The sequence below is a fragment of the Streptomyces sp. GLSS-08 genome, assembly GCF_056387915.1.
This window is the reverse complement of record NZ_JBWJAQ010000006.1, coordinates 244,566-259,127: the sequence shown is the minus strand read 5'-3', so window position 1 is coordinate 259,127 and position 14,562 is coordinate 244,566. Positions and strand designations below refer to the sequence as shown.

Below are 14,562 nucleotides of genomic sequence, written 5' to 3'. Positions count from 1 at the left end.
TCGAATCAGTACGTGAACTCCGAACGGCCCGACGAGCAGGGCAAACCCGTCGGCCGGCGGGTGTTGCTAGGCACCCTCGGCCTCGGCGCGCTGGGCGTGGTGACCGCGCCCACGCTCCAGCGCGGCCTGGAAGGCTTCCTGGGCGGCGCCGCCGACAAGGACCCCACCGGCCTCACCGGGCTCCTGCCCAACGGCGGCGGCTTCCGCTACTACTCGGTGACCTCGTCGGTCCCCCGCAAGAGCGCGCCGGACTACCGCCTCACGGTCGACGGACTCGTCGACCGCCCCACCGCCTACACCCTCGCCGACCTGCGGGCCCTGCCCCGGACCCGGCTCGTCCACGACGTGCAGTGCGTCACCGGCTGGCGGGTGCCCGGCACTCCCTTCGAGGGGGTGCGCCTGTCCCGGCTCCTGGACGCCGCGGGCGTGCACGCGTCGGCCGGGGCGGTCCGCTTCACCTGCTTCGACGGCGCCTACAGCGAGAGCCTCACGCTCGACCAGGCCCGCCGCCGGGACGTCCTGGTGGCCCTGCGCATGCAGGACAAGGACCTCGCTCACGCGCACGGCGGCCCGGTCCGCCTGTACGTGGCACCCATGTACTTCTACAAGTCCGCCAAGTGGCTCTCCGGCATCACCGTCACCGAGGACGTCGAGCCCGGGTACTGGGAGAAGCGGGGCTACGACGTCGACGCGTGGGTCGGCCGCTCGAACGGACGTGACGATGCGCCCACCGGCTGACACCCCGGCCCTCGCCGCCCGCGTACGGCGCTTCACGCCCGCCGAACGCTGGGTCCACCGCGCGACGGCCGCGCTGATGGGCCTGTGCGTCGCGACGGCGGCCTGCCTCTACCTGCCGGTCTTCGCCGAACTCGTCGGCCGACGCGCACTCGTCGTCCGGGTGCACGAGTGGACGGGCCTGCTGCTGCCCGTCCCGGTCCTGGCGGGCCTTCTCTCGCGCGCCTTCCGGGCGGACCTCGGCCGCCTCAACCGCTGGGGCCCGCACGACCGGACGTGGCTGCGCGCGGCCCTGCGCCGCCGCGCCGGCCGCCCCGCGGGCAAGTTCAACGCGGGCCAGAAGACCTACGCCGCCTGGATCGCCGGGGCGAGCCTGGTGATGCTAGGCACCGGGCTGCTGATGTGGTTCACCCACCTCACCCCCCTGCTGTGGCGCACCTCGGCGACCTTCGTGCACGACTGGCTGGCTCTGACGATCGGCATCGTCCTCGCCGGGCACATCGGGACGGCCCTCGCGGACCCGGAGGCCCGCCGGGGGCTGCGCACGGGCTCGGTGGCCCGGGAGTGGGCGGAGCGGGAGCACTCGCTCTGGCGCCCGTAGTCCCGGACGCGGTGCCCCTCCCGGGCCGTCCGCTAGATCACGAGGGACAGCAGCAGGACCAGCCCGCCGGCGACCACGGAGATGATGGTCTCCATGACCGACCAGGTCTTGACCGTCTGTCCGACGTTCAGGCCGAAGTACTCCTTGACCAGCCAGAACCCGGCGTCGTTGACATGGCTGAAGAAGAGCGAGCCCGCACCGATCGCCAGCACCAGCAGCGAGGTGTGGGCGGTCGACATGTCGGCGGCCAGGGGCGCGACGAGACCGGCCGCCGAGATCGTCGCCACGGTCGCCGAGCCGGTCGCGAGCCGGATCGCCACCGCGATCAGCCAGGCCAGCAGCAGCGCGGGGATCGACCAGTCCTCGGAGATGTCCAGAATCATCCGGCCCACCCCGCAGTCGATCAGCGTCTGCTTGAAGCCGCCGCCGGCACCGACGATCAGCAGGATCCCGGCGATCGGGGCGAGGGACTTCTCGACGGTCGTCGACAGCCGCTCCCGGGTGAACCCGGCCGCCCGGCCCAGCGTGAACATACCCACGATGACGGCCGTGAGCAGCGCGATCAGCGGCGAGCCCACGACGTCGAAGACGCGCTGGACCATGTGCGTGGGGTCGTCCACGACGATGTCCACGAGCGCCTTCGCCAGCATCAGCACGACCGGCAGCAGCATGGTGAAGAGCGTGGCACCGAACCCGGGGCGCTTGTGGAGGTCCTCGGACGCGCGGGCGGGGATCATGCGCTCCGGCGCCGGGACGTCCACCCAGCGGGCCGCGTACCTGGAGAAGACGGGACCCGCGATGATCACCGTCGGGACGGCGACCAGGACGCCGAGCGCCAGGGTGACGCCGAGGTTGGCCTTGACCGCGTCGATCGCGACGAGCGGGCCGGGGTGCGGCGGGATCAGGCCGTGCATCACGGACAGTCCGGCGAGGGCCGGGATGCCGATGCGCATCAGCGAGTAGTTGCCCCGCTTGGCGACCATCAGCACCACGGGGATCAGCAGGACGATGCCGACCTCGAAGAACAGCGGCAGACCGATCACGGACGCGATCAGCACCATCGCCCACGGCATGGCACGCCCGCCCGCTCTGGCGAGGATCGTGTCGACGATCTGGTCGGCGCCGCCGGAGTCGGCGAGCAGCTTGCCGAGGATCGCGCCCAGGGCGATGAGGACGCCCACGCCCGCGACGGTCGAGCCGAGTCCCGCGGTGAAGCTGAGGATCGTCTTGTCGAGCGGAGCCCCGGCGAAGGCGCCCAGTGCGAGCGATCCGATGGTCAGGGCGAGAAAGGCGTGCAGCTTGAACTTCGTGATGAGCAGGACGATGACGGCGATGCCGGCCAGGACGGCTATGCCCAGCCGGGCATGGCCTGCCGAGGTGATCGGCTCGACGGCGTCCGCTGCCAGCATCTCGACGCTGAGTCTGGTCACGGTGCTTCCCTTGCGAGTACGGGATGGTCGGAAAGACCCCGGGGCTCCGGCGGAGACCCCGGGGGACCTACTGCGGGGGCTCGGACAGACCGCGCAGCGCGGTCACGGCCCGTTCGGTGATGTCGCCGGGGCCGCCGGACACGTCGACCGCGACACCCGCCTCGTCCGCTCCCAGCGGCTGGAGGGTGGCGAACTGGGAGTCCAGCAGCGCGGCCGGCATGAAATGCCCCTGCCGCTGCGACATCCGGTCCTCGATGAGCTCGCGGTCGCCCGCGAGGTGGACGAAGACGACCTCGGGCGCCGCGGCCCGCAGCCGGTCGCGGTAGCTCCGCTTGAGCGCCGAGCAGCTGACGACGCCGCCGAGCCCGGCGCGGTCGTGCGCCCAGGCGCCGATCGCGTCCAGCCACGGCAGGCGGTCGTCGTCGGTCAGCGGCGTCCCCGCCGACATCCTGGCGATGTTGGCCGGCGGGTGGAAGTCGTCGCCCTCGGCGTACGGAACACCGAGCCGGTCGGCCAGCAGGGGGCCGATGGTGGTCTTGCCGGTCCCTGACACGCCCATGACCACGACCACGTAGGGGGTGTGCGTCTGCTGCATCATGCTCCCGCTGTCCTCGTCGACACCTGATGTCGACGACACTGAAACCCATTAGGTATGACGAATTCAAGAGTCTGTGACATATAAGTCTGACTTTTTCCCGGGGGTGAAGTCCTCGTACGCTGGCCCCATGAGCACACGGGGCCGGGGGCTGCACGGACACGTACTGGACACCCTCGGGCCGGCCATCACAGCGGGCGACTACCCGCCGGGCAGCGTGTTGCGCACGGACGAACTCGCCCAGCGCTTCGAGGTGTCGCGCTCGGTGATGCGCGAAGCGGTCCGGGTCCTCGAATCCATGTACCTGGTCGAGTCCCGCCGCCGCGTCGGCGTCACGGTCCGCCCCAGGGCCGAGTGGAACGTCTACGACCCGCAGGTCATCCGGTGGCGGCTGGCCGGCGCCGACCGCCCCCACCAGCTCCGCTCGCTCACCGTGCTGCGCTCCGCCGTGGAACCCGTCGCCGCCGGCCTGGCCGCACGGCACGCCACGGCCGCCCAGTGCGCCGAGCTCACCGAGTGCGCGCTGGGCATGGTCGCCACGTCACGCGGCCGGCAGCTGGAGAAATACCTCGTCCACGACGTCGCCTTCCACCGCGTGATCCTGGACGCGTCCGGCAACGAGATGTTCGCCCGGCTCGGTGACGTCGTCGCCGAGGTCCTCGCGGGCCGCACCCACCACGAGGTCATGTTCGAGGATCCCGCCCCGGCAGCCGTCACCCTGCACGTCCGGGTCGCCGAGGCGGTCCGCGCGGGCGACGGGGCCCGCGCCGAGGAACTCACCCGCGAGATCACGGTCGGCGCCCTGCGGGAACTGGACATCCTGGCCCCCTGAACTGCCTTCGCCGCGAGGGCCGCCTACGGCGGGGTCACTCCACGAAGTCACCGTCGACGTACACCCAGGCCCCCTCGACCCGCTCGAACCGGCTGCGTTCGTGCAGCACACCTCCGGCGTGGCCCGCCCGGAAGGTCACGGTCCCCTTGGAGTGGAACGCGGATCCCTCGCCCGTCTCCAGGATTTCCAGCCCGGTCCAGCGCATCCCCGGCTCGAACTCCACCCGCGGCGGCCGGGTCCCGGGGTGCCAGGTCCGCAGCAGATACCCCTCGTCGCGCTTGACGAAGGCGCTGTACCGCGAGCGCATGAGCGCCTCGGCGGTGGGCGCGGCGGCCTCGCCGCGGTGGAAGCGGCCACAGCACGCGGCGTAGGGCCGGGGGAGTCCGCACGGGCAGGAACGCGTGATCATGCCGGCCATTGTGTCGTGCCGACCCCGCCCGTCGCGCCGGGGACCGGCACACGACGAGCGAGGCCGTGACCTCGCGGTCACGGCCTCGCTCTGTGATGTGTCCGAGGGGGGACTTGAACCCCCACGCCCGATAAAGGGCACTAGCACCTCAAGCTAGCGCGTCTGCCATTCCGCCACCCGGACAAGGTGTCTGTCGTGCGGGGTTTCCCTCGCGGCGACAGAGGAAACATTACCAGGCTTCCACGGGCGCCCGATCACACCCCGTCGGGGCGTGAACGACGTGTGACGGGCCCGGCCCGCCCTTGGGGCGGACGGGGTGCCGGAGAGAGGATGAGGGGGACCACCAGCAGTGACAGCGGGAGGAAGCAGCGTGAGCGAGTCGAACACGGCCAGGGGTGTCTCCGGCGAGGACGAGGTCGTCGACCTCTGTCGCGAGCTGATCCGGATGGACACCAGCAACTACGGAGACCACTCGGGGCCGGGCGAGCGCAAGGCCGCCGAGTACATCGCCGAGAAGCTCGCCGAGGTGGGCCTCGAACCGCAGATCTTCGAGTCGCACCAGGGGCGCGCCTCCACGGTGGCCCGCATCGAGGGGGAGGACCCCTCGCGGCCCGCGCTGCTCATCCACGGCCACACCGACGTCGTACCCGCCAACGCGGCGGACTGGACCCACCACCCGTTCTCCGGCGAGATCGCGGACGGCTGCGTGTGGGGCCGGGGCGCGGTCGACATGAAGGACATGGACGCGATGACCCTCGCGGTCGTCCGTGACCGGCTGCGCACCGGCCGCAAGCCCCCGCGCGACATCGTCCTCGCCTTCCTCGCGGACGAGGAGGCGGGCGGCACGTGGGGCGCGCGGCACCTGGTCGACAAGCACCCGGGCCTCTTCGAGGGGGTCACCGAGGCCATCGGCGAGGTCGGCGGCTTCTCCTTCACGGTCAACGAGAACCTGCGGCTCTACCTCGTCGAGACGGCCCAGAAGGGCATGCACTGGATGAAGCTGACCGTGGACGGCACCGCCGGCCACGGTTCGATGATCCACCGGGACAACGCGATCACCGAGCTGTCCGAGGCGGTCGGCCGGCTCGGTCGGCACAAGTTCCCCGTCCGGGTCACCAAGACGCTCCGGCACTTCCTCGACGAACTCGGCGACGCGCTCGGCACCGAACTCGACCCCGAGAACATGGACGCGACGCTCGCCAAGCTCGGCGGTATCGCCAAGCTGATCGGCGCCTCCCTGCAGAACACGGCCAACCCGACCCAGCTGGGCGCCGGCTACAAGGTCAACGTGATCCCCGGGCAGGCCACCGCGCACGTCGACGGCCGCTATCTGCCGGGTTACGAGGACGAGTTCCTCGCCGACCTGGACCGGATCCTCGGCCCGCGGGTGAAGCGTGAGGACGTGCACGCGGACAAGGCACTGGAGACGACTTTCGACGGCGCGCTGGTCGACGCCATGCAGATCGCGCTGTCGGCCGAGGACCCGATCGCGCGCGCCGTCCCGTACATGCTCTCGGCGGGCACCGACGCCAAGTCCTTCGCCGACCTCGGCATCCGCTGCTTCGGCTTCGCCCCGCTGAAGCTGCCGCCGGAGCTGGACTTCGCGGGCATGTTCCACGGGGTCGACGAACGGGTGCCGGTGGACGCCCTGCGGTTCGGCGTGCGCGTGCTGGACCGCTTCATCGACGCGTCCTGAACGCCGCTCCGCGGGCGCCGCGGAGCGCGTCGTGCAGTACGCGGGAAAAACGACACTCCCGTAATCGCCAGCGCGTGCGGAGCCGACTGAGAAGAGTGAATGCGACCATAAGCTCGTAGCTTGATTACTCCCTCCTCGTTACAGCTCGTGTGACCCGAAGCTGGGGTCGCATTTGTCTACGAGGAGGAACAATGATCAAGAAGATCGTCGCCGCCGCCGTTGCCACCAGTGGTCTGGTTCTCGCCGGTGCGGGCCTGGCCGCCGCCGACTCGGGTGCCCAGGGTGCCGCCGTGAACTCCCCCGGTGTCCTGTCCGGCAACGTTGTCCAGGTTCCCGTTCACATCCCCGTGAACGTCTGCGGCAACACGGTCTCCGTGATCGGGCTGCTGAACCCCGCCTTCGGCAACGCCTGCGTCAACAAGTGACGCTGTGCCTCGTCCCATGAGGCTCTGAGCCCTCGTCGGCCCCGGGGCGCGTAGCACGCGCCCCGGGGCCGACCGGGCTTTCCGTGTCCGCGTCCACCGCGCGGACACGTACCGCAAGGTCCCAGGCAAGGTCGAAGGCAGGTAACAGCAATGCGACAGGTCACCCGCAAGAGCCTGATGACGATGGCGGCCGCGACCGGCGTGCTCGCCGCCGCGGGCGGCTACGCGCACGCCGACTCGGGAGCGCACGGCGCCAGTGAGCACTCGCCCGGCGTGCTGTCGGGCAACACGGTCCAGGCGCCGGTGCACGCACCGGTCAACGTCTGCGGCAACACCGTGAACGTCGTCGGGCTGCTCAACCCCGCGACGGGCAGCACGTGCGTCCAGCAGGGCGGCCGGGGCGGTTCCGCCGGGGGGCACGGCACCGGCTCGCACCCGGGAGGCGGCGCGCACGCGGGCGGACACACCGGTGGCTCGCCCGGCGTCGGTTCCGGCAACCGCGTCCAGGTGCCGGTCGACGCACCGGTCAATGTCTGCGGCAACAGCGTGAACGTGGCCGGCGTCGGCAACCCCGCGGCGGCCCACGCGTGCGGCCCTCACTCCGGCACCGGCGGCCACGGAACCCCGCCGTCGGGCGTCCCGAACCACCCGGGACACCCGAACCACCCGAACCACCCGGGACACCCGGGCGGGTCGAACCACCCGGGCCACCCGGGCGGGTCGGGGCAGGGCGGCCACCGGGGTGCGACGTCCACAGCGGGCGGCGAGGACCGCACCGGTGCCTCGCGGATCAGCGCGGCCGGCGCACGGTCCGACGCTGCACGGCAGGGAGCGGGACAGCTCGCCCACACCGGCAGTGACCTGCCGGTGGGCCTGCTGCTTCCGGCGGGCGCGGGCGCGCTGCTCGGGGGCGCGCTCCTCTACCGCAGGGCACGCTCGGCGGCGTAGGACCGGCCGATACGCCGGAACGCCGCATGACGCCCCGGCGTCGGGCCGCATCACGTCACGGCGACGCAGTGGACCGGAGCCGGCCCGCACGGGCGGACCCGCTCCGTTTCAGCCGCGTCCGCTCACCACGTGGCGCGTACCTGGCGGATGATCCGCCGCCGCAACCGCACTCTGCGGCTGCCGTCGGCATGCAGGCTCAGGCGGTCCAACTCCCAGTGTCCGTACTCCGCATGGTCCGTCAGCAGACGTGTGGCTTCCTTGCGGGAGACCCCGCGCGGTACGTACACGTCGACAAATTCGTATTCCGGCATCGCATCTATTGTGCGGGCAGAGGCCGTGTACGGATAGCGTCTGCACTATGTCTGATGCTGCGCAGCCCACCGCTGCCGAGGTACGTGCCGCCGCCGAGGCGGTCAAGACCGCTCTCGACCGCCACCTGGCCGCGGTCGAGCGCAGGACGGGTGAGGACGACCCGGCCGTGTACGAGGCGTTCAACGAGCTGGCCGCGGCCGCGGAGGAGTACGACGAACTGCTCTACGAGCGCTACGACGAGGTCACGCCCTTCGAGATTCCCGGTACGGACGACGAGCTGCCGCCGTACACGGGCCCCGAGGAGCCGAACGCGCTCAGTGTGCTGATCCGCCGGGACTACTCGGTGGCGGAGCCGCAGCGACTGCTGGCGCAGGCCCGGCGCATCGAGGCCGTGGACGACGACGCGGACGTGGAGACCACGGCCTCCGGCACGGTGCACGGAGCGGTCGGTCTGCTCTTCGGCGAGTTCGAGCCGGACGAGATCGCTTCCCGGCACAAGGAGTTCGGGCTGGAGGAGGGCGACTCCACGCTGTGGGTGACCGCAGCGGACGAGCCGGCCGAGGCGGGGGAGTGGCTGGAGGCGCCCTTCGAGCAGGCCGACACCCAGCGGATCGTCTGCCGCTTCGACGTCAGCGCCGTCTTCGACGACGAGACCGACGACGACCTCGACGACGATCCGCGCCGCGGCGTCGGCCCCGGGCTGGACGGGATCCTGGACGACGACGAGGACCTGGAGCCGCTCGACGCGGATCACTGAGGCAGCCCGCACGGGGGCCTGTACGGACCTGGCGCCCGCGGACGCACGAGGTGGCGGTCACCGGATCACCGGTGGCCGCCACCTCGCTGTCCGCGCTCGTCACCCGGCGGGCGGCATCTGGGCCTTGAGCAGCGCCGGCAGGCGCGTGGTGCGCGGCTTCTGCGGGACCTCCGCCACCGCGCGCGGCAGTGCCCCCTCGACCCCGTGCACGACGGAGAGGTGGCGGGCCGCCCGGCCGAAGGCCGTGTACACCCAGGGGCGGGTGAGGGATGCCGCGGCGTCGCCCGGCAGGACCACGACCGCGGCCGGCCAGCGGTGGCCCACCGCCTGGTGCGCGGTCAGCGCCCAGGCGTGCCGCACGGACTGCTCCACCCGCTCCTTCGGTACGACCACGGGGGCGCCGGCGCACTCCAGGTGCAGCCCCTCGGCGTCGGCCTTCACGACGTGCCCGGGCACCGTACGGCCCGGGGCGGGGGAGTGGACGACCCGGTCACCGGGGTCGAAGCCGCCGAAGCGGCCGGGGCCCGGATTGAGGCGCTCCTTGAGCACGGTGTTCAACGCGCGGGTGCCGGCGGCGCCGCCGTGTCCCGGAGTGATCACCTGCGTCTGCTCCGCCGGGATTCCGATGGCCCGCGGCACCGAGTCCGCGACGAGCTGCACGGTCCGGTGCACCGCCTCCCCGGCGTCCCGCACCGGGACGATCACCACTTCCTTGCCGGGCGCCTCGACCTGGTTCAGCTCCCCGATGCCGATGCCCGAGACCAGCTCGCCGAGGGGACCGGGATCCGGTGTCCGCGAGGCGACCTGCGGGCAGACCCGGGAGGCCAGCAGGTCGGCGAAGACGCGGCCGGGTCCGGCCGACCACAGCACACCCGGGTCCCCGCTCAGCACCAGCCGGGCTCCGTCGGGCAGCGACTCGGCGAGCACGGCCGCGGACTCGACGTCGAGCTGCGGAGCGTCCAGGAGCACCAGCAGGTCGAGTGCCAGGGCACCGTCCGCGTCCCTTCCCGGCCCCTCCGCGCCCGAGAGCAGGCCTGCGACCGTGGTGACGACCTCGGACGTGTCGCCCTGGACCGCCGTGAGGGACGAGGCGAAGCGGTCCCGGCCGTCCGTCGTGTGCGTGGCGGCGCAGGCGCGCAGCCCGAGCGTCCGGGCCGCCGCGAGCAGCTCGGCCGGCTGCCCGCGGGACGCCTCGCCGCCCGTGTGCAGGACGAGTCCGTGGCCCGCGACGGCACGGATCAGCTCGGCGGTGGAGCGGGAGGCGGCCTCGGCGGCCGCCTCCCAGCCGGGGGACGCGTCCTTGGGCAGGGCGTTGACGACACGGGCGAGACCGTCGGCGAGGCTCTCCTCGGCGAGCGCGTACCGCTCCAGACCGATGAGGACGCGGACCGGGCGCTCCTCGCCCTCGCCCTCGTCCGCGTCCGGTTCGCGGGCGGGAACCGGACCGTCGAGAGCGTCCTGGAAGACCAGCGCCTCTCCCTCGGCGACGGTGCTCTGCACGGCGGCGTCCGGGTCGGGCACCGCGCGCTGGGCCAGCGCGGCGGTGAGCACCGGGGCCTCCAGGGCGGTGTGCCCGGCGAGGGCGGCCTGCTCCAGCAGCCACACCGTGACCGCCCGGCCGCGCCGCTCGTCGTCCGGGCCGCACTCCGCGCCGAGCAGCGCCCGCGCGAAGCCGTCGGCCTGCTCGGGCCGTACACCGGCGATCCGCAGCAACTGCCACGGGTCCTCGCGCAGCTGCCCGTCGGCGTTCTCACCCAGGGTGGCGGCGACCTGCGGTGCGAGCGTGTCCGGGGCGCCGCCCTCGGTCAGGACGGCCTTCACGGCATCGACCGTCTCGGCCGGGGGCGCGCCGGCGCCGGGAGCCGCCGGCTGCGGACGCCGCACCGGCTCGGGCGCCGACCTGCGAGGCGTCGGCTCCGGCTCGCGGAACGCCGTGGCCACGGGCTTCTCGCCGCTCTCCACCGCGCGGATCGCCGCGAGCAGGTCGGCGGCCGTCCCGCTGAGCTTGGTCCCGGCCGGGATCGGCCCCTGCTTCTCGGCCTTGCGCCGCTCGATCCGCTCCCGCAGCTCGCGCTGGGCCGCCAGCTCGGCCTCGGCCTCGGACAGCTCCCCCGCGGCACCGCTGCCCTCCGTGCCCCCGGCCTCGTCGGCCTCGTCGGCCTCGTCGGCCTCCCCGGCCTCGTCGCCCGAGGCTCCGTCGGACGCGTCCCCGGCCAGGTCTCCCGAGGCTCCGTCGGACGCGTCCCCGGCGTCCCCGGCCTGGTCTCCCGAGGCTCCGTCGCCGGGGGCGTCGGACGCGTCCCCCGTGCCCCCGGCATCGTTCGCCGCCGGGGCGTCGTCGTCGCGGTCGGCGGGCGGCGCGGACGGGGTTCCGGCGTCCTCGCCGTCCCCCGGCACCTGACCCGCGGCCGCCCCGGTGTCGCCCGCGGCCGCCCTTGTGTCGCCCGCGGCCGCCCCGGTGTCGTCCGCGGCCGCCGGGGACGCCAACCCGGGGCCGCCCCCGCTCACGTCGCCGGAACCAGCCGTCGGCTCGCCCTCCGGGGCCGCGGCGCCGTCCTCCGTGCCCGCGCCCGGGGCCCCCGGCTCCGCTTCCTCCGTGGTCTCGGGCTCCGTGCTCACAGCGTGCTCCAGTCGTGATCGGGATAGTGGTGCACCGGTGCCGACACGTCGTCGAGCGCCCGGCAGATCTCGTCAGGAAGACTAAGGGTCTCCACTGACAACGCCGCCGTGAGCTGCTGCGCGTTGCGCGGGCCGATGACCGGGGCGGTGACCCCCGGCCGGTCGCGGACCCAGGCGAGGGCCACCTGGAGCGGGGTCACGGCGAGCCCGTCGGCGGCGGTCGCCACCGCGTCGACGATGCGGCGGGCCGCGTCGTCCAGATACGGCGCGACGAAGGGCGCGAGGTGCTCCGTGCCGCCCCGGGAGTCGGACGGTGTCCCGTTGCGGTACTTGCCCGTGAGCACGCCCCGCCCGAGGGGTGAGGAGGGCAGCAGACCCACGCCCAGGTCGAGGGCCGCGGGCAGCACCTCGCGCTCCACCCCGCGCTGCAGCAGCGAGTACTCCATCTGCGTACTGGCCAGCCGGGTCCGTGTCCCGGGCACCGCGAGCTGCCAGGTCGCCGCCTTGGCGAGCTGCCAGCCGCAGAAGTCGGACACCCCGGCATACCGGGCGCGACCGCTGCTGACCGCCAGGTCCAGGGCCTGGAGGGTCTCGTCCAGTGGGGTCACGGGGTCGTAGGCGTGCACGTGCCACACGTCCACGTACTCGGTGCCGAGCCGCTTGAGGGAGGCGTCCAGCGCGGAGAGCAGATGCCCGCGCGAGGCGTCGAAGCGCCGGTCCGGGTCCGGCACGCTCCCCGCCTTCGTCGACACGACCAGGTCCCGGCGCGGCACCAGGCCGTCCATGAGGCGTCCGAGCAGGTACTCGGACTCCCCGTCCCCGTACACGTCGGCCGTGTCGACGAGGGTCCCGCCCGCTTCCCAGAACGCCTTCAACAGATCCGCGGCGTCGTGCTCGTCGGTGTCCCGGCCCCAGGTGAGGGTGCCGAGTCCGATCCGGGACACGCGAAGGCCGGTCCGGCCGAGATGCCTCTGCTCCATGGACGCCGAGATTACTGGCCGGAACTCGTTGTGTGGTGGCCCTGTGGACAACCGGGATCACCGGGGAGCGAGCCTGTCCCTGCCGCCGTGCCCGCCAGGGCGCTAGTGTTCCCGGCACAAGGGACGTTACTGATCGGTAAGGGGAAACGGCCATGCAGCTCGGGATCAACCTCGGCTACTGGGGCGCCGGAATGGACGCGGACAATCTCGCCGTCGCCCAGGAGGCCGACCGACTGGGATACGCCGTCTGCTGGGCCGCCGAGGCCTACGGCTCCGACGCGGCCACGGTGCTCAGCTGGGTCGCCGCCCGGACCGAGCGCATCGACGTGGGCTCGGCCATCTTCCAGATCCCCGCCCGCCAGCCCGCGATGACGGCGATGACGGCCGCGACCCTGGACTCGCTGTCCGGCGGCCGCTTCCGCCTCGGGCTCGGCGTCTCCGGGCCGCAGGTCTCCGAGGGCTGGTACGGCGTCAAGTTCGACAAGCCGCTGGCGCGCACCCGCGAGTACGTGGAGATCGTGCGCCGGGCGATGACCCGCGAGCGTCTCTCCTTCGAGGGCGAGCACTGGACGCTGCCCCTGCCCGGCGGTCCGGGCAAGCCGATCAGACTGACGGTGCACCCGGAGCGCGAGCACATCCCGCTGTACATCGCCGCGATCGGTCCGAAGAACCTCGAACAGACCGGTGAGATCGCCGACGGCGCCCTGCTGATCTTCCCGTCGGCCGAGCACCTGGAGGACACCGCGATCAGTCACCTGCGGGCCGGCCGGGAGAAGGCCGGGAAGACGATGGAGGGCTTCGACGTCTGCCCGACGCTCCCGCTCGCGCTCGGCGACGACAAGAACGTGGCCGCCCTCGCCGACATGTTCCGCCCGTACACCGCGCTGTACGTAGGCGGCATGGGCAGCCGCAAGCAGAACTTCTACAACCAGCTCGCCCGGCGCATGGGGTACGAGAAGGAGGCCGCCGAGATCCAGGACAAGTACCTGTCCGGCGACAAGGAGGGCGCTGCCGCCGCCGTACCGCACGAGCTGATCGACCGGACGACCCTGCTCGGGTCCGTGGACCGCATCGCGGACCGGATGAATGCCTACGCGGCGGCCGGGGTCACCACCCTCACGCTGGCACCCGCGGGCTTCACCCTGGAGGAGCGCATCGCCTCGCTGCGGGCCGGCACCGACGCGCTGGAGCGCGCCGGACTCGCCTGACGCGGCCGGAGCGATGAGTCTGCGGCCGTGGTGGGGGCTCGGGGGTCTTCCCCGCCACGGCCGTCACGGGGAACAACGCGCCACCGGCCCCTTCGGTTACGCCCCGGAACGGGCGGCACCGTCCCCCGTTCGGCGGAGCCGTCCGGCGCAGGTGTTGCCGCGTCCTCCCGACGGCGTTTGACTCGGTCTCTGCGGAGTCCCGCAGAGAGGTGGGCAGTGATGCTTTCGGCCAGGAGTCTGTTCCAGGAGATCCTCGACAACGACGAGTCGTTCCGGCTCTTCTGCTCCATCGCGGCGAGCGGCGAGGCACAGGGCGGCTGGGAGAACGCCCGCATCGCCGCGCTCGTGCCGCCGGGCGAACGCGGACTCGCCCCCAAGATCGCCCGGCACGGCGCCGACGAGGACAAGCACGGGCGGATCTTCCACGCCCTCATCAAGAAGCGCGGCCTCCGGCCCGTCGAGGTCCCGCCCGACGCCGACTACACGATGCTCCTCGAGCGGCACGGCATCGGTCTGCCGCACGAGAAGCTCAGGGCCGACCGGCCGCTGACCGTCCCGGACGTCGTCACCTACCTCGCGCACAGCAGGGTCACCGAGCAGCGGGCCTCCGAGCAGATGGAGCTGCTGCGCAAGCACTTCGCCGACGACCCCGACATCGGCCGCGCGGTCCGGATGATCTCGCAGGACGAGGACGACCACCTCGCCTACTGCCACGAGGAACTGCTGCGCTTCGCGCACGCCGGACACGGCCGCACCATCCAGCGGACGCTGCGGGAGTGCGCGCTGGCCGAGATCCGCATCTACCGCGACGTCAGCCTCGCCGTGATGAGCCACATGGGGCGCATCCTCGGCTGGTCGAAGGCCAAGTCGGCGACGCTCGCCGTAGGCATCCACGCCGTGTACGCCTACGAACGGCTGGCGGGCTGGCGGCGGATGGTCCGTCTGGCGATGCCCGAGCGGCGAGGCGCGCTGGACGGGCCCCCCGCGACGGCGCCCGAGTTCGCCTGAACCGGAC

General features: G+C 72.7%; 15 protein-coding genes and 1 tRNA gene. 9 read left to right on the top strand and 7 right to left on the bottom strand.

Annotated features, from left to right (window positions below; translation table 11 throughout):
* Nucleotides 1-12 precede the first annotated feature (12 nt).
* A complete protein-coding gene (locus AC0ZLC_RS13310; protein ID WP_476752132.1) occupies nt 13-738 on the top strand; it encodes a molybdopterin-dependent oxidoreductase in 726 nt (241 codons plus the stop codon).
* On the top strand, nt 722-1,336 hold the full coding sequence (locus AC0ZLC_RS13305) for a cytochrome b/b6 domain-containing protein (RefSeq protein ID WP_476752131.1): 615 nt from the start codon (nt 722-724) through the stop codon (nt 1,334-1,336). The genes AC0ZLC_RS13310 and AC0ZLC_RS13305 overlap by 17 nt, the downstream gene beginning before the upstream one ends.
* 32 nt (nt 1,337-1,368) lie before the next feature.
* Here the strand turns inward: AC0ZLC_RS13305 and AC0ZLC_RS13300 are convergent, their stop codons facing one another.
* Nucleotides 1,369-2,766, bottom strand: a complete 1,398-nt coding sequence (locus AC0ZLC_RS13300) for a GntT/GntP/DsdX family permease (RefSeq protein ID WP_476752130.1) — start codon at nt 2,764-2,766, stop codon at nt 1,369-1,371.
* Nucleotides 2,767-2,833: 67 nt separating this feature from the next.
* Nucleotides 2,834-3,361: a gluconokinase gene (locus tag AC0ZLC_RS13295; RefSeq protein ID WP_476752258.1), complete on the bottom strand. Its 528-nt coding sequence runs from the start codon at nt 3,359-3,361 to the stop codon at nt 2,834-2,836.
* Between the two features lie 130 nt (nt 3,362-3,491).
* Between AC0ZLC_RS13295 and AC0ZLC_RS13290 the strand changes: the two genes are divergently transcribed.
* Nucleotides 3,492-4,193: a FadR/GntR family transcriptional regulator gene (locus tag AC0ZLC_RS13290; protein WP_358852470.1), complete on the top strand. Its 702-nt coding sequence runs from the start codon at nt 3,492-3,494 to the stop codon at nt 4,191-4,193.
* A 34-nt stretch (nt 4,194-4,227) separates the two neighbouring features.
* Here AC0ZLC_RS13290 and AC0ZLC_RS13285 read toward each other — a convergent pair whose 3' ends face one another.
* Together AC0ZLC_RS13285 and AC0ZLC_RS13280 are read right to left on the bottom strand one after the other, a co-directional pair.
* A complete protein-coding gene (locus tag AC0ZLC_RS13285; protein ID WP_476752129.1) occupies nt 4,228-4,611 on the bottom strand; it encodes a YchJ family protein in 384 nt (127 codons plus the stop codon).
* A gap of 89 nt (nt 4,612-4,700) precedes the next feature.
* Nucleotides 4,701-4,785 (bottom strand) — tRNA-Leu (locus AC0ZLC_RS13280).
* A 187-nt stretch (nt 4,786-4,972) separates the two neighbouring features.
* On the opposite strand from AC0ZLC_RS13280, the gene AC0ZLC_RS13275 reads away from it, so the two are divergent.
* The 3 genes from AC0ZLC_RS13275 to AC0ZLC_RS13265 all read left to right on the top strand — a co-directional run bounded on the left by AC0ZLC_RS13275 (nt 4,973) and on the right by AC0ZLC_RS13265 (nt 7,671).
* Nucleotides 4,973-6,298, top strand: coding sequence for a M20/M25/M40 family metallo-hydrolase (locus AC0ZLC_RS13275; RefSeq protein ID WP_358852472.1), 1,326 nt, complete (start codon nt 4,973-4,975; stop codon nt 6,296-6,298).
* A gap of 191 nt (nt 6,299-6,489) precedes the next feature.
* On the top strand, nt 6,490-6,723 hold the full coding sequence (gene chpH / locus AC0ZLC_RS13270) for a chaplin ChpH (protein WP_358852473.1): 234 nt from the start codon (nt 6,490-6,492) through the stop codon (nt 6,721-6,723).
* A 150-nt stretch (nt 6,724-6,873) separates the two neighbouring features.
* Entirely contained in the window at nt 6,874-7,671 is a 798-nt protein-coding gene (locus AC0ZLC_RS13265) for a chaplin (RefSeq protein ID WP_476752128.1), read from the top strand.
* A 122-nt stretch (nt 7,672-7,793) separates the two neighbouring features.
* Here the strand turns inward: AC0ZLC_RS13265 and AC0ZLC_RS13260 are convergent, their stop codons facing one another.
* Nucleotides 7,794-7,982: a DUF5703 family protein gene (locus AC0ZLC_RS13260; protein WP_016641768.1), complete on the bottom strand. Its 189-nt coding sequence runs from the start codon at nt 7,980-7,982 to the stop codon at nt 7,794-7,796.
* 47 nt (nt 7,983-8,029) lie between these two features.
* Here AC0ZLC_RS13260 and AC0ZLC_RS13255 point away from each other — a divergent pair, with 47 nt between their 5' ends.
* Nucleotides 8,030-8,740: a hypothetical protein gene (locus AC0ZLC_RS13255; protein WP_476752127.1), complete on the top strand. Its 711-nt coding sequence runs from the start codon at nt 8,030-8,032 to the stop codon at nt 8,738-8,740.
* A gap of 99 nt (nt 8,741-8,839) precedes the next feature.
* Here AC0ZLC_RS13255 and AC0ZLC_RS13250 read toward each other — a convergent pair whose 3' ends face one another.
* Nucleotides 8,840-11,359 (bottom strand): helix-hairpin-helix domain-containing protein, encoded by a 2,520-nt coding sequence (locus AC0ZLC_RS13250; RefSeq protein ID WP_476752126.1) that lies wholly within the window; start codon nt 11,357-11,359, stop codon nt 8,840-8,842.
* Nucleotides 11,356-12,339 (bottom strand): aldo/keto reductase, encoded by a 984-nt coding sequence (locus AC0ZLC_RS13245; protein ID WP_476752125.1) that lies wholly within the window; start codon nt 12,337-12,339, stop codon nt 11,356-11,358. The genes AC0ZLC_RS13250 and AC0ZLC_RS13245 overlap by 4 nt, the downstream gene beginning before the upstream one ends.
* Nucleotides 12,340-12,491: 152 nt before the next feature.
* On the opposite strand from AC0ZLC_RS13245, the gene AC0ZLC_RS13240 reads away from it, so the two are divergent.
* Together AC0ZLC_RS13240 and AC0ZLC_RS13235 are read left to right on the top strand one after the other, a co-directional pair.
* A complete protein-coding gene (locus tag AC0ZLC_RS13240) occupies nt 12,492-13,547 on the top strand; it encodes an LLM class F420-dependent oxidoreductase (protein WP_476752124.1) in 1,056 nt (351 codons plus the stop codon).
* Nucleotides 13,548-13,766: 219 nt separating this feature from the next.
* Nucleotides 13,767-14,555, top strand: a complete 789-nt coding sequence (locus tag AC0ZLC_RS13235; RefSeq protein ID WP_476752123.1) for a ferritin-like domain-containing protein — start codon at nt 13,767-13,769, stop codon at nt 14,553-14,555.
* Nucleotides 14,556-14,562 lie beyond the last annotated feature (7 nt).

Bases quoted from the DNA above. Each gene is read 5' to 3' on its own strand.
- AC0ZLC_RS13305 (WP_476752131.1), top strand. From the start codon at position 722: ATGCGCCCACCGGCTGACACCCCGGCCCTCGCCGCCCGCGTACGGCGC.
- AC0ZLC_RS13295 (WP_476752258.1), bottom strand. From the start codon at position 3,361: ATGCAGCAGACGCACACCCCCTACGTGGTCGTGGTCATGGGCGTGTCA.
- AC0ZLC_RS13290 (WP_358852470.1), top strand. From the start codon at position 3,492: ATGAGCACACGGGGCCGGGGGCTGCACGGACACGTACTGGACACCCTC.
- AC0ZLC_RS13285 (WP_476752129.1), bottom strand. From the start codon at position 4,611: ATGGCCGGCATGATCACGCGTTCCTGCCCGTGCGGACTCCCCCGGCCC.
- chpH (WP_358852473.1), top strand. From the start codon at position 6,490: ATGATCAAGAAGATCGTCGCCGCCGCCGTTGCCACCAGTGGTCTGGTT.
- AC0ZLC_RS13265 (WP_476752128.1), top strand. From the start codon at position 6,874: ATGCGACAGGTCACCCGCAAGAGCCTGATGACGATGGCGGCCGCGACC.
- AC0ZLC_RS13260 (WP_016641768.1), bottom strand. From the start codon at position 7,982: ATGCCGGAATACGAATTTGTCGACGTGTACGTACCGCGCGGGGTCTCC.
- AC0ZLC_RS13255 (WP_476752127.1), top strand. From the start codon at position 8,030: ATGTCTGATGCTGCGCAGCCCACCGCTGCCGAGGTACGTGCCGCCGCC.
- AC0ZLC_RS13245 (WP_476752125.1), bottom strand. From the start codon at position 12,339: ATGGAGCAGAGGCATCTCGGCCGGACCGGCCTTCGCGTGTCCCGGATC.
- AC0ZLC_RS13240 (WP_476752124.1), top strand. From the start codon at position 12,492: ATGCAGCTCGGGATCAACCTCGGCTACTGGGGCGCCGGAATGGACGCG.
- AC0ZLC_RS13235 (WP_476752123.1), top strand. From the start codon at position 13,767: ATGCTTTCGGCCAGGAGTCTGTTCCAGGAGATCCTCGACAACGACGAG.